This window comes from Streptomyces sp. NPDC020917, from assembly GCF_044333795.1.
GTDB lineage: Bacteria > Actinomycetota > Actinomycetes > Streptomycetales > Streptomycetaceae > Actinacidiphila.
This window is the reverse complement of sequence record NZ_JBIRRR010000003.1, coordinates 23,545-36,363: the sequence shown is the minus strand read 5'-3', so window position 1 is coordinate 36,363 and position 12,819 is coordinate 23,545. Positions and strand designations below refer to the sequence as shown.

General features: G+C 73.2%; 13 protein-coding genes. 7 read left to right on the top strand and 6 right to left on the bottom strand.

Features of this window, described 5'->3' with window-relative positions:
• Window positions 1-59: 59 nt before the first annotated feature.
• A complete protein-coding gene (locus ACH4TG_RS07565) occupies window positions 60-341 on the bottom strand; it encodes a dsRBD fold-containing protein (RefSeq protein WP_398241239.1) in 282 nt (93 codons plus the stop codon).
• A 313-nt stretch (window positions 342-654) separates the two neighbouring features.
• Here ACH4TG_RS07565 and ACH4TG_RS07560 point away from each other — a divergent pair, with 313 nt between their 5' ends.
• A complete protein-coding gene (locus ACH4TG_RS07560; RefSeq protein WP_398241238.1) occupies window positions 655-1,068 on the top strand; it encodes an SHOCT domain-containing protein in 414 nt (137 codons plus the stop codon).
• 49 nt (window positions 1,069-1,117) lie between these two features.
• On the opposite strand, the gene ACH4TG_RS07555 is transcribed toward ACH4TG_RS07560, so the two are convergent.
• Complete coding sequence (locus ACH4TG_RS07555) at window positions 1,118-1,609, bottom strand: MarR family winged helix-turn-helix transcriptional regulator (RefSeq protein WP_398241237.1); 492 nt, start codon at window positions 1,607-1,609, stop codon at window positions 1,118-1,120.
• A gap of 96 nt (window positions 1,610-1,705) precedes the next feature.
• Between ACH4TG_RS07555 and ACH4TG_RS07550 the strand changes: the two genes are divergently transcribed.
• From ACH4TG_RS07550 to ACH4TG_RS07540, 3 genes are all read left to right on the top strand, one after another.
• Complete coding sequence (locus tag ACH4TG_RS07550) at window positions 1,706-2,890, top strand: PP2C family protein-serine/threonine phosphatase (RefSeq protein WP_398241236.1); 1,185 nt, start codon at window positions 1,706-1,708, stop codon at window positions 2,888-2,890.
• 200 nt (window positions 2,891-3,090) lie between these two features.
• Window positions 3,091-4,773, top strand: coding sequence for a SpoIIE family protein phosphatase (locus tag ACH4TG_RS07545; protein WP_398241235.1), 1,683 nt, complete (start codon window positions 3,091-3,093; stop codon window positions 4,771-4,773).
• On the top strand, window positions 4,770-5,864 hold the full coding sequence (locus tag ACH4TG_RS07540) for a B12-binding domain-containing protein (RefSeq protein WP_398241234.1): 1,095 nt from the start codon (window positions 4,770-4,772) through the stop codon (window positions 5,862-5,864). The genes ACH4TG_RS07545 and ACH4TG_RS07540 overlap by 4 nt, the downstream gene beginning before the upstream one ends.
• Window positions 5,865-6,133: 269 nt before the next feature.
• Here ACH4TG_RS07540 and ACH4TG_RS07535 read toward each other — a convergent pair whose 3' ends face one another.
• The gene (locus ACH4TG_RS07535; protein ID WP_398241233.1) at window positions 6,134-7,012 is read right to left on the bottom strand and encodes an alpha/beta fold hydrolase; all 879 of its coding nucleotides are present in this window, start codon (window positions 7,010-7,012) and stop codon (window positions 6,134-6,136) included.
• Window positions 7,013-7,124: 112 nt separating this feature from the next.
• On the opposite strand from ACH4TG_RS07535, the gene ACH4TG_RS07530 reads away from it, so the two are divergent.
• Window positions 7,125-9,074, top strand: a complete 1,950-nt coding sequence (locus tag ACH4TG_RS07530) for a BTAD domain-containing putative transcriptional regulator (protein WP_398241232.1) — start codon at window positions 7,125-7,127, stop codon at window positions 9,072-9,074.
• Window positions 9,075-9,116: 42 nt separating this feature from the next.
• Here ACH4TG_RS07530 and ACH4TG_RS07525 read toward each other — a convergent pair whose 3' ends face one another.
• Window positions 9,117-9,527, bottom strand: coding sequence for a hypothetical protein (locus ACH4TG_RS07525; protein ID WP_398241231.1), 411 nt, complete (start codon window positions 9,525-9,527; stop codon window positions 9,117-9,119).
• A 134-nt stretch (window positions 9,528-9,661) separates the two neighbouring features.
• Here ACH4TG_RS07525 and ACH4TG_RS07520 point away from each other — a divergent pair, with 134 nt between their 5' ends.
• Window positions 9,662-11,008: a ribosomal protein L7/L12 gene (locus ACH4TG_RS07520; RefSeq protein ID WP_398241230.1), complete on the top strand. Its 1,347-nt coding sequence runs from the start codon at window positions 9,662-9,664 to the stop codon at window positions 11,006-11,008.
• Window positions 11,009-11,061: 53 nt separating this feature from the next.
• Complete coding sequence (locus tag ACH4TG_RS07515) at window positions 11,062-11,724, top strand: DUF6185 family protein (RefSeq protein WP_398241229.1); 663 nt, start codon at window positions 11,062-11,064, stop codon at window positions 11,722-11,724.
• Window positions 11,725-11,825: 101 nt separating this feature from the next.
• On the opposite strand, the gene ACH4TG_RS07510 is transcribed toward ACH4TG_RS07515, so the two are convergent.
• Together ACH4TG_RS07510 and ACH4TG_RS07505 are read right to left on the bottom strand one after the other, a co-directional pair.
• Window positions 11,826-12,218, bottom strand: coding sequence for a hypothetical protein (locus ACH4TG_RS07510; RefSeq protein WP_398241228.1), 393 nt, complete (start codon window positions 12,216-12,218; stop codon window positions 11,826-11,828).
• Window positions 12,202-12,699: an RNA polymerase sigma factor gene (locus ACH4TG_RS07505; protein ID WP_398241227.1), complete on the bottom strand. Its 498-nt coding sequence runs from the start codon at window positions 12,697-12,699 to the stop codon at window positions 12,202-12,204. Before ACH4TG_RS07505 ends, ACH4TG_RS07510 begins: the two co-directional genes overlap by 17 nt.
• Between the last annotated feature and the right edge of the window lie 120 nt (window positions 12,700-12,819).

The window sequence follows — 12,819 nt, the reverse complement described above, 5'->3', positions numbered from 1 at the left end:
CGGCGCCGATCACCCTCCCCGACATCCGGGGACGCGTCCCCGCAGCGCCTTCCGCGGGGTCACGACCCGGTCCGGCGTGCGTTGTCGTCGGCGTCGGCGGCCCCCGCGTCGAGCAGCTGGCGGCCCAGTGCCAGCAGGGCGCGGCCTGCCGCGTACTCGTCGCCGATCTCGGGCACCGGCCTGTCGTCGGGGTTGCGGTGTGCGGTGGTCCGGCTGACCAGGGTGGTGTCGCCGGTGTCGAGGACCGCGTGGACCGACGTGGTGTCCTGGTCGGTCTCGAAGATGTCCAGCCGCAGGTTCCATGTCCTGGTGTGTCCGGCGGTCGCCGTCTGCTGCGTCATGAGGTGCCTGCCTTCCGGAGCGCTTCCTTCGGCGGCGGGGCGGTTGCCGTCCGGCCCCACCGCCGGGGGGACCATCCCGCTTCCAGGCATACCCAGCCGGGTCCGACCGGGGTAGGGCCGTCCGGCCCCTCGTGCCTTCCGACCGGCCCTGCGGCGACGGGCCGGCCCCCGAGGGACGGTGCCCTTCGACTGGGCCGTTCGGCACTGTCCGCGGGCACGCCCCGGCGGTTGGCTGGTAGGTGCGGAGTGCTCCGCCGTTCGCGGCGGCCCGCGGGTGGCGGCTCCGCGGCGTTCTGCACGAGGAGTGAGCACCATGAACGGCACCGTCGATCTCGCCTCCAGCTATCCGGTTCTCGGCGTTTTCCTGACGATCCTGTGGGTCTTCCTGTGGATCGTGTGGCTGATAGTGCTGTTCCGTGTCATCGCCGACATCGTCCGGGACGACTCGATGAGCGGTGGGGGCAAGGCCGGGTGGATGGTCTTCGTGGTCGTGCTTCCGTTCCTGGGCGTGTTCGTCTACGTCCTGGCCCGCGGTCGCGGGATGGGGGCGCGCGAGACGCGGCACGCCAGGGTCCAGAAGGAGGAGTTCGACTCCTATATCCGGGAGACCGCCCACGGCGACGGAACGAGTGACGTGGACGACCTGGCCAGGCTCAGTGAGATCCACGACAGGGGAGGGCTGTCGGACGAGGAGTTCCAGCAGGCCAAGGAGAAGATCCTGCACTGAGGGCGTGCCGGTACAGGTGCCGGTGCCGGTGCCGGGCCGCGGCTGCCGGTCAGCCGGCGCGTCGGCCGTGGCCGGACGGCTGGGCGGGGTCGCTCACCGCGGCGTTCAGTGCCGTGAGGCCCTCGGCCAGTGCCTGCCGGGCTTCGGGGGCCATCCGTCCCATGGCCCGGTGCAGGGCCTGCTGGCGGCGGTGCCTGATGGTCTGCAGGTGGGCGATGCCGGCCTCGGTGAGTTCCAGCTCCACTTCGCGGCGGTCCTGCGCTCCGGCGGCCCTGCGGAGGAATCCGGCTGCCTGGAGGCGGTCGCAGAGGCGGGTGACGGACGGGGCGGCCGCCGACAGGCTCCGGCCGAGGCCGGTCAGGTTGATGCCGGGCTCGCGCTCGATGACGTAGAGCACGCGGGTCTGCGCGGCGGACAGCGGGGCGGTGCTGAACTCGCGGCGGCCGCGTTCCCAGGCCAGTTCGAGGAGTTCCAGGACCTCTCCGACCTCGGTCACGTCATGGGAAGTGTGCTGGTGCAGGGCGGTCGGCGCCTCGTTCATGTGACACTCCCGAGTGAGCCGTTCGGGCTCGTTCCCTCTGTTCGATCCGGCAGTCGCCTGGACGACGATATGTCAACGAAAGTAGGACCGATAGCGTTGGACAGACCAGGGACGGTGGAGCGTCGCCTTCGCGCCGCGCCGCCCCACGAGATCTTCGACGTGATCCGCTCGGCGATCGAGCGCCGCCACCGGGCCCGCAAGGTGGAGCTGCTGATGGCGGACTACGCGATGACCCGGCTGCAGCCGGTGGAGAGGCTGCCGCACACGCGTCCGCCGCTGTCGGTCCACGCGAGCGTTCCCGGCCGTGCGTTCGGCGCCCAGGAGCCGTGTGCGGAACGCGATGACGCGGCCGCCGTGGTCGTGGTGCATCTGCCGGTCAGCGTGCGCGGGGACCGGCTGGGGATCCTGAGCGTCACGCTGCCGGACCCGGAGGGTGACGGGCCGGCGGCCGGGACCGTCGAAGAGCTGCAGGAGTGCGCGGACGCGCTGGCGCACGAGCTGGTCGTCGCCGAGCGGGACACCGATCTGTTCCTGCAGGCGCGCCGTGCCGAACGGCTCACCCTGGCGGCCGAGATGCAGTGGCAGCTGCTGCCGGGCCGGGCGTGCGCCCGGCCGGAGTACACGCTCGGCGCTCAACTCGAGCCGGCGTACGCCATTTTCGGCGACAGCTTCGACTGGTCGTCCTCGGCCGACGACCTGCACGTGACGGTGAACAACGGCATGGGCGAGGGGATACAGGCGGCGTTGCTGACCAATCTCGCGGTCAGTGCCCTGCGCAACGCCCGCCGTGCCGGCCTGTCGTTGAGGGATCAGGCCTATCTGGCCGATCAGGCCGTCTACGGGCAGCACCAGGGGGACCAGTACCTGTCGGCGCTGCTGCTCCACTTCCATCTTCCGACCGGGGACGTGGAGATCATCGACGCGGGCTCGCCCCGTATCTGGCGGGTGCGGGAGGGGGCCGTCGAGTTGATCGAACTCGAGGCGCAGCTGCCCCTGGGGATGTTCGAGGACACCGTCTACGAGCCGCAGCGGTTCACCGTCGCGCCGGGGGATCGCCTGCTCTTCATCAGCGACGGTGTCTACGACGCGCTGTCGCCGGGTGGCGAGAAGTACAGCCTGCGTGCGCTGGCGCGGTCGATCAACGAGACGCGTCTGCTGCCTGCTTCCCAGGTGCCGCGGGCGATGCTGCAGGCCCTGCTGGGTCACCGCGGTTCGGGGCCGGCCGCGGACGACGCCCTGGTGATGTGCCTGGACTGGACGGGCCGGCCTGACGGGGAGTGAGTCAGGTCCCGAGCCGCGGGTTCCCGGGGTGCGGCGTCGCCGGGTGGCGTGGTGAGTGCCCCCGGCGGCAACGGTGTTGGCGGGCGGGCGCGGGGGAGCGGGTTGTCATCGCACGTGCGTGTGAGAGATAGTTGCCGCACGGCAAACGATTCGCCTCCCCTGGGAAAGTTGGTGCGGCTCGCGGCACGCGGGCCCCTTTCATGGCCTCTGTCGAGGGATATTCCATTGCAGGAGCCGGGCAGAGTCCCACGTCCGGCTTGTGGGCGCTGGCCCCGTACCCGGTGCTGGTCGCCGACGGGGCCGGCACCGTGGTCAGGGCCAACCCCGCGGCCCGGCTGCTGCTGCGCGAGGCGGTTCCCGGGGCGAGCATGAAGGACGCCGTGCCGGGCTGGCTTGCCCGGGCCCACGCCGACGCGGTGCCGCGGGCGCGGGTGCCGGTGGCCGAAGGCACCGCCGGTGAGGCGCTCCCGGCGGCGGCGGGACCGATCGGGGTGCGCAGTTTCGAGGCGCACCCGACCCGGAGCCAGGCAGGGGAGGTCGTCTGGTGGCTCGTCGACGGCACGGACCGGCTGCTCGCCGAGCAGGCCCTCACCACCGAGCGCGAGCGCACCGGTTTCCTCGTCGAGGCGTCCAACGTCCTTCTGGCGTCGCTGAATCCCGACCGGTGCATGGCGGCCACCGTGCGGCTGGCCGCCGAGCACCTGGCGGACGCGGCGGTCGTCGTCGCACCGCCGTCCCGCGGCAAGCTGCCGGTGGTGCACGCCATGGCGGGCCACGACGCCGTCCGTGACCTGGTCGCGGCCGATCCGTCGAGCCTCCCCGGTCTCAGCGAGGCGCTGCAGGGTTTCCCGCCGCTGCCCTCGCGGTGGATCGACGGCGCCCTGCTGCCCGACTGGCTGCTTCCCCGGGGATTCACCGGGCCGATCGGATCGATCGTCGTCACCTCGCTGCCCGGCCACGGGATACCCGCCGGTGCCCTGATCCTGCTGCGCGGCGGCAACCCGGCCCGGTTCAGCGAGAGCGAGGAGGTCTTCGCCCGGCTGTTCGCCGCCCGGGCCGGTGCCGCCCTGTCCGCGGCCCGCCTGTACAGCGAGCAGAGCGCGATCACCCGGACGCTGATGCGCGAGCTGCTGCCGCCTCGCCTGCAGCGCCTGAACGGCGTCGAGTTCGCCGGCGGCTACCGCCCCGCCGAGAGCGGTGAGCAGGTGGGAGGCGACTTCTACGACGTCCACCCCGGGCCCTCCTCCGCCGACGCCTCGCTGGTGGTCCTGGGTGACGTGTGCGGCAAGGGGCTGGACGCGGCCGTGCTGACGGGCAGGATCCGCAGCACCCTTCAGGCGCTGACGCCGCTGATCGACGACCACACACGGATTCTGGAACTCCTCAACGGGTCCCTGCTCAACTCCCACCACACCCGCTTCGCGACCATGGTGCTGGCCTCGGTGCAGCGGGACGGCAACGAGGTGCGGCTGCGGCTGACTTCGGCCGGCCACCCCGCCCCTCTGGTGGTGCGCCTGGACGGCAGCGTCGAGGAGGTGCCGACCCGCGGCACCCTGATCGGCGCCCTCCCGGACATCGAGGCGCACTCCGCGCAGGTCGTCCTCCAGCCGGGCGAGACGTGCCTGCTCCACACGGACGGCTTCACCGAGGCGCGCGGGGGCCCGCTCGGCAGCGAGATGTTCGGGGACGAGCGACTGAAGCAGGCCCTGTCCGGGTGCGCCGACCTGCCCGCGGAGGCGGTCGTCGAGCGGATCCAGATGCTCGCCTCCCAGTGGCTGCACAACGGCAGCCACGACGACATGGCGCTGGTGGCCATCACCGCCCCCCGCACCACGCGTCTCACTGCGGTGGACGGGCACACCCGGGGCAGATACACGATATGACCGTGGAATCCACCGCACCGGACCCGCTCCCCGCGCTGCGCGACCAGTTGTGGGGCGCGGTGATCAGCCGGGACGAGCACCGCGCGGCGGGCCTCGTCCTCGGCGCGCTGGACGAAGGCGTGGACGCCGAGACGGTCCTGCTGGAACTCCTGGCTCCGCTGCAGGCGAAGGTCGGCACCGAGTGGGCCGCCAACCGCCTGAGCGTCACGCAGGAACACGCCGCGAGCGCCATCACCGAGCGCGTCATCGCCGTCCTCGCCCACCATCGGGCCGCTCGCGTCACCCCCACCCGGGGCCGCGTCACCGTGGCGTGCGTGGACCAGGAATGGCACGTCCTTCCGGCGCGCCTCCTCGCGGAGGTCCTCGTCCTGAGAGGGTGGCAGGTCGACTTCCTGGGTGCCCAGGTGCCCACCCCGCACCTCATCGCCCACCTCCATGCCAGTGGCTCGGACGCGGTCGCGCTGTCCTCGTCGATCCCCACCCGGCTGCCCGCCGCCCATGCCGCGATCACCGGCTGCCAGGCCATCGGTATACCGGTCATCGCCGGCGGCGCGGCCTTCGGGCCCGACGGCCGCAACGCCCGGCTGCTCGGCGCGAACGCCTGGGCCGCCGACGCCCGCGCGGCCGCGCGGGAACTCGCTGCCGGCATCCCTGGCCCGGACCTGGCCGCCGGACGGCAGCAGATCGACGACCTGCCCCATCTCGCCGACCAGGAGTACACGTTGGTCGTCCGCGCCCGGCAGGCACTCGTCAAGGACGTCCTCACCCAACTGGAGTCCGACGTTCCGGCGATGGCCTCTTATACCGCCCGGCAGCGCGAGCACACCGCCGAGGACCTCGCGCACATCGTGGAGTTCCTGACCGCGGCCCTCTACTGCGACGACGGCGATCTGTTCTCCGCCTTCATCACCTGGACCGCGGAGATCCTCGCCGCGCGCCACGTCCCGGCCAGGTCCCTGCGCCCGGCCCTGGACGTCCTCGCCGCCGAACTCAGGGACTTCCCCCGATCCGTCCGGCTGATCGACGAGGCCCGGTGCGCCCTGGACGCCGCAATCGCACCGACCGGAACGCACCCCGGAGCACCGGCATGACCTTCCTGCCGGCCCGGCCCGGCCCATGCTCCACCTGACCGCGTTCTACGACCCCCGGCATCTCCTGGAGGCCAAGCGACTGCTCGCCCACACCGACCTGCCCGCCGGCAGCCGCGCCCGGCGCCTCGGCTTCCTCGACGTCGCCAACGTCACCACGTTCTTCCGCCGCCAGACGGGCCTGCCCCCGCCGCCTGGCGCGCCGCCTCCAGCACCTCCTGACCTTCTCCGCGGCCAGGGCACCGTGACGTCCGGCGGCTGCGCCCGCGGGCTCAGCGCGCCAGCAGGCCCCGGATCGCCGCCGCCACCTCGTCGGGTGCCTCCTCGGCCATGAAGTGCCCCGCCCGGGTCAGGCGGTGGTCCAGGTCCGGCGCCCACGCCTTCCACACCGCGGCGGCGTCGTAGCCCAGCTGCGCCCCCCAGTCCTGCTGGACGACCGTCACCGGCATCGCGAGCTGCGACCCCGCGTCCAGGTCCGCCTGGTCGTGCGCGACGTCGATGCCCGCCGAGGCCCGGTAGTCCGCGACGATCGACGGCACCGCCGCGGCGCTCGCCGCCAGGTACGCGGCGCGCACGTCCGGCGGCATGGCGGCCGGGTCGCCGGCCCAGGCGTCCAGGAACGAGCCGAAGAACGCGTCCGCGCTGCCCGCGATCATCGCCTCGGGCAGGCCGGGCGGCTGCGCCATCAGGAAGAGGTGGTAGCCGACCGCGGCCGACACGCCGTGCAGGACGTTCCACATGTCGAGCGTCGGCACGATGTCGAGCATGCCCAGGTGCGTGACGGCCTCCGGGTGGTCCAGCCCGGCGCGGAAGGCGACCAGCGCACCCCGGTCGTGCCCGACGAGGGCGAAGCGGTCGTGGCCGAGCGCCGCCGCCACGGCCACGACGTCCGCGGCCATGGTGCGCTTGGCGTAGACCTGCGGGCCGGTGGCCGCCGGCTTGCCGCTGGCGCCGTAGCCCCGCAGGTCGGGGCAGATCACCGTGTGCTCGCCGGCGAGCCGCTCGGCGACGTGCCGCCACATCAGGTGGGTCTGCGGAAAACCGTGCAGCAGCACGACCGGGCTGCCGCTGCCGCCGACGGCGGCAGCCAGCTCCACCCCGTCCGCACCGGGCAGGCGGAGGTGGTCGAAGCCGGGAAGGGTGAGCTTCATGAAGGGCCGTACCTTTCTGGTGGGGGACTGACGGGACCAGAGTGGGCGACGGCGATCAGCAGCCGATCAGTACGGTTGGCCGCGGCCGGCCCCCGGCACGCAGGATGGGGGCATGCGAATCGACGTGCTCGGTTCCGTGCGCGCCCTCCGCGACGACGGCGGCACGGTCGACCTGGGCGGACCCCGCCACCGTGAGGTACTCGCCCGGCTCGTCGCCGCCGAGGGACGGATGGTCCCCACCGACACCCTCGTCGACGACCTGTGGACCGACCCGCCGGCCCGCGCCGTCGGCGCGCTGCGCACCTTCGTCGCCGCGCTGCGCCGCGCCCTCGAACCCGACCGGCCGCCCCGCGACCCGCCGCGCGTCCTCGTCACCGAAGGCCCCGGCTACGCGCTGCGCCTGCCGCGCGAGGACGTGGACGTCCACCACTTCGAGGACACGCTGGCCCGCGCCCGGCGCGACCCCGGTGCGGTGACCGATCTCGGCGCGGCACTCGCCGCCTGGCGCGGACCCGCCTACGCCGACGTGCCCGGCTCCGCCTGGGCGCAGCGCGAACGGACCCGCCTGGAGGAACTGAGGCTGGAGGCGGTGGAACTGCGCGCCCGCATCCTCCTCGACTCCGGGACGGGGGCCGATCTCGTCGCCGAACTCGGCGCACATGTCGCCGAACATCCGTGGCGCGAGCCGGCCTGGGGGCTGCTCGCCCGCGCGCTCCACGCGGCGGGCCGCCAGGCCGACGCGCTGGCCACCCTCCGCAAAGCCCGCGCGATGCTCGTCGACCGACTCGGACTCGACCCCGGCGCCGAACTCCGAAGGCTGGAGCGGGACATCCTCACCGGGTCCGGGCCGGGCGAAGGCGCGCGCACCGCCTGGACCGCCCCTGGTGTCCGGCTCGGCCCGCGCACCACCGTCGAACTGGCCCGTACGCTCGCCCTGGCGGGCGGCGACGCCCTCGTCCACTCCAGGCGCGACCGGCTCGCCGCCGTCCAGGCGGCGGAACGCACCGGAGACCTGTCCCTGACCGCCCGGATCATCGGCGCCTACGACGTGCCCGCCCTGTGGAGCCGGGCCGACGATCCCGAGCAGTCCCGCGCCGTCGTCGCGGCGGCCGAACGTACACTCACCGCGCTCGGCCCCGGCGCCCCCGCCGACCTGTCCGCCCGCCTGCTGGCCACCATCGCCGTCGAGAGCCGCAGCGCCGATCTGTCCGGGACCGAGCTGAAGCGCGCGCGGCAGGCGGCACTCCACGCCGAGTCGCTGGCCCGCCAACTGGCCGACCCCGCGCTGCTGGCCTTCGCCCTCAACGGGGTGTTCCTGCAGTCCTTCACCCGCCCCGGGCTCGCGGCGGCACGCGACACGATCGGCGCCGAGATCCTCGACCTGGCCACCCGGCACGAGCTGCCCAACTTCGCCGTCCTCGGCCGGTTCGTCCGCCTGCAGTCCGCCTCCGCCCTCGGCGACCTCGACGCCGCCACCGCGCACGCCGAAGCCGCCGAGCGGATCGCCGCCACCACCGAGGCGCCCCTGGTCCCCGTCCTCACCGCGTGGTTCCGGGCCCGTGCCGCGGCCGCCCGCAGCACCGGAGCCGGCGGGCCCGGCGCCGCGACGGCCGCGGCGCAGTACCGCGCAGCCGAGGACGCCCTGCGGACGGCCGGGATGCCGGGGCTGCACCGCGGCTTGTTCCCGCTCGCCCTCCTGGGGCTGCGCCTGCTGCACGACCGGCCCGCGCCCACCGATCCGCGCCTCGACTGGGGCCCGTACCGGCCGTGGGCGCGCCCGCTCCTGCTGCTCGCCCAGGACCGGGCGGAGGAGGCCCGCACCGCACTCGCCGCCGTGCCCGAACCGCCGCGCGACCACCTGCAGGAGGCCATGTGGTGCCTGACCGCCCGCGCCGCCGTCCGCCTCGGCGAGCGCGAGGCCGCCGCGCAGGCCGCGGCCGCCCTGCGCGACGCCCGCGCGGAACACGCCGGCGCAGCAAGCGGATTGCTGACGCTGGGCCCGGTGGCGCGGTACCTGGCGGAGGCGGAGGGATGCGCCGGCGGCACGGCCGGCAGCGGGTAGGCAGACGGGGGCCACCCGCACCCGGCGAGTGGAACGCGTGGGTCAGTAGGGGCGGCGGTCCTCCGGTTCGCCGGCCGCCGCCGGTGCCGGGCCGATGACGTCGACGACGAGCTTGGTGTGCTGGTGGTCGAGCCCCTCCACCATCACGATCGCGCACTCCTTGACCCGGGCCCGGTAGACCCGCCTGACGGGGAGGTCGGTGCGCGGTTCGAGCGGGTAGTCGTTCGGGACGAAGCTGTTGCCGCCGTTGTCCCCGCGCCGGACGTGCATGTGGTTCAGGTACCGGATGTTGGTCGTGACGTCGAGGATCACCGGGTGCCGGAAGGGCTGGTCCCACGCCGGGTTCCAGCTGTTGCGCTTCTTCTCCGGCCGGGTGTCGGCGAACTCGGTCACTTCGATCTCGTGTCCCGCCGGTATCGGGGCCGGGTAGTTGAGCGTCAGCGTCGCTTCCATAGCGGGCAGCGTAGTGCCGCGCGCGGCGACGGCCGGGCGCCCGCCCACGGCTCGTCATCCGGGAACCCCACACCCCGTCGCGCCCGCGACGTACGCTGCTGGCAATGTCAAATACCCATGACGGAGGGGCTCTTGTGGCGGAGCGGTTGATCGGTGGTCACTACCGGCTGCTGGACCTCATCGCCGCCGGAGGGTTCGGCGAGGTGTGGCGGGCGCACGACGAGCGCCTGAACGCCTTGGTGGCGATCAAGCGCATCAGGATCGACCCGTACACTTCCGCGACCGCGCGGGCCGAGCTCGTCGCCAGGGCGGAGCGCGAGGCGCGCAACGCCGCGGCGCTGCGCAACGAGCCGAACGTGGTGGCCGTGTACGACGTGGTCACCGAGGACGGCCTGCCGTGGGTGGTGATGCGCCTGGTCGACGGTGTGTCCCTGGCAGAGGAGCTCAAACGGCGCACCCGCCTCGAACCGGAACGGGCCGCCGCGATCGCGTTCGGCGTGCTGGCGGCGCTCAGGGCCGCGCACCGCCTCGGGATCGTGCACCGGGACGTCAAGCCGGCCAACATCATGCTGACCGCCGACGGCCAGGTGCTGCTGACCGATTTCGGAATCGCGAAGCAGCACGGCGACACCTCAATCACCTCGACCGGCATGGTCATCGGCACCCTGGAGTACATGGCTCCCGAGCGTTTCGGCGCGACCCCTGCCGCGGACGAACCGGCAGGGGACCTCTTCTCGCTCGGCGCGACGCTGTTCGAGACGGTCGAGGGAACCTCGCCGTTCCGCCGGCCGTCGGCGATGGCGATCATGGCGGCGGTGGCCTTCGAGCCGCATCCACCCCTGCGGAACGCGGGCCCACTGACCGGGCTGATCGAGCGGCTGCTGGCCAAGCGGCCCGAACACCGCCCGGACGCAAGTGCCGCGATCGCGGCCCTGAGTCTGCCGTCCACGCTGCCCGCCACCCGTGTGGACATCACCAACTCGCCGACGCAGTACGGTCACAGGGAAGGGGCGGAGGGCTACGACGTCGTCCTGGAGTCTGCCGGGAAGAAGAAGATCGAGGTCATCAAGGTCGTTCGTGAGTTGACGTCGCTCGGGTTGAAGGAGGCCAAGGATCTTGTGGACACGCCGCCCCGGCCGGTTCTGGAAGCGGTCGGCGCCGATACCGCGGCCAAGGCGGAGACGGCTTTGAGGCGAGCCGGCGCGTCGGTGACGGTGCGCCCGGTCCAGCGGATGGGGTGGCGCGATGCCGCAGCCCTGCTGGACGTCGTCCTGGAGTCTGCGGGGAAGAAGAAGATCGAGGTCATCAAGGTCGTTCGTGAGCTGACGTCGCTCGGGTTGAAGGAAGCCAAGGATCTTGTCGACACGCCGCCCCGGCCGGTTCTGGAGGCGGCCGGCGCCGATACCGCGGCCAAGGCGGAGGCGGCTTTGAGGCGAGCCGGCGCGGTGGTGACCGTGCGCCCGGCCCGGCGCGCCTGGTGACTTGAGCGGGCTGGTGCCGGATCGCGAAGGCTCGAGCTGGAACTCCATTCGCCGTGTTCGCCCCGGACGCGGGCAGGCAACCCGGCACCCTGACCGGCCCGTTCGCCGGCACCGCGACCACTGAGGTTGGGCCACGGCCGACATGGCGGGGCAACGCCCTGTACGCGGCCCGTGTCGCCGCCGTCGCGGGGCTCCCCGCAGCCGTGCTGGTCCTCACGGTGGCCAATACCGATGCGTCCGCCTGGAGTTCCCTGCTGGGCACGCGATTCGGGCTGCCGGAGATCCTCATCGACTTCATCAGCCTGGAGTTCACCTGGGCCTCGGCCGGATTCTTCCTCGGCGCGATGCACCGTGTGCTTCCCGGCCGGCGCGGATACACCCGTGCGCTGGCCATGTGGCTGGTACTGCTCCTGCCGGTGGCCGCCGACAGCTGGATCACCTATGTGCTCAGGACGGATCCTGACCGGTCATGGCTGCTGAGCGTGGCGGCCCTGCTGCCCATACTGACGCTGACAGGTATGGCGATGGACCGCGAGACCTTCAAACGCGATCGCCCGTACTGGCGCTCCACCTCCGGCCTGTTGCTGTCCGTCTACCAACCGCGCTCGACTTCCGTACAGGCCGCCTTCGCGCTGGCGCAGATCGCTGCTGTGGTCGGCCTGTGGCAGCAGCTGCGGGGCGGGGGCTCGGCGCCCGCGCCCCCCAGCCCGCCCTGAGGCGAAAACGAAGGGGGCTGGGAGGCTTCAGCCGGGAAGGAGTTGCCGGTCGCTGCCGGCGTCAAGGCGCGATCCGCCGGGGCGGGCTCCGTATGTGTGCGTCACGGGCGCGAGACCGGCGAGGTGGTCGGCGTGCTGGTGGTGCCGTCGGGGGTGCCCGTGTCGCGGGGTGTCGCCGAGGGGGTCGGTGCGGCGCGGGTTGGCGAGGGGGTCGCGGGCGCGGGCGAGCGTGTGGCCGTGGGCGGGGCGAGCGGGGCCTGGGGAACGGGGCCCGGCGCGGCTGTGGTGGGCCACAGCAGGAACGTCGCCGCGGCGACGAGCGCGGCCGCCGCTCCGGTCGCCGCGGTTTGGCGCAGCGCGCGCCGCCGGTTGGTGCGGCGGCGGATCCGTTCGAAGGTGCCGGGAGGCGCGGCCAGCCGCACGTGGCCTTCCAGGAGGCGTGCGGCCAGTTCCTCGTCACCGGGTTCCTCCCAGTGCTCAATGCGTGTGATCACAACGTTCTCCCAGTACGGCGCGCAGATACTCCCGGGCGGCGTGGAGATCGCCCCTGATGGTGCCCTCCTTGCGCTTGGTCAGGGACGCGATCTCCCTGACCGGCAGGTCGGCGAAGTAGTACAGCAGGACGACGGTCCGCAGCTTCTCGGGCATCGACTGCACGATCAGCCGCACCGGCACCGAGGTCTCGGCGCCCGGCTCGCGCGGAGCCAGGGTGGCCTCGGTGCCGGCGCGGCGCAGCGCCCGGCGTTCGCGCTCCATCCTGCGCCAGTGGTCGCGTACCAGGTTCGCCGCGGTCACGTAGAGGAAGCCGCGGGGCTCCTCGACGTTGCTCCACCGCAGCCACAGGCGGGCGAACGCCTCGGACGCGATCTCGTGGGCCGTGCCGTCGTCGTCGACCAGGCGGCGGCACCAGCCGGCGAGGTCGGCGTACAGGGCGGCGAACAGCTCGGCGGCTGCCCGGTCCTTGGACTGGCTCAACGTGCTCCAGGTGAAGGGTTCGGCTGCGGGTCGGCCCCACGGCGCTGGGCGTCGCGAGGCAGGCGTCGGGGCGGGGGTCGCTCCGTGGCGAAAGTCAGGCGGCGGGCGTCAGGCGGCGGG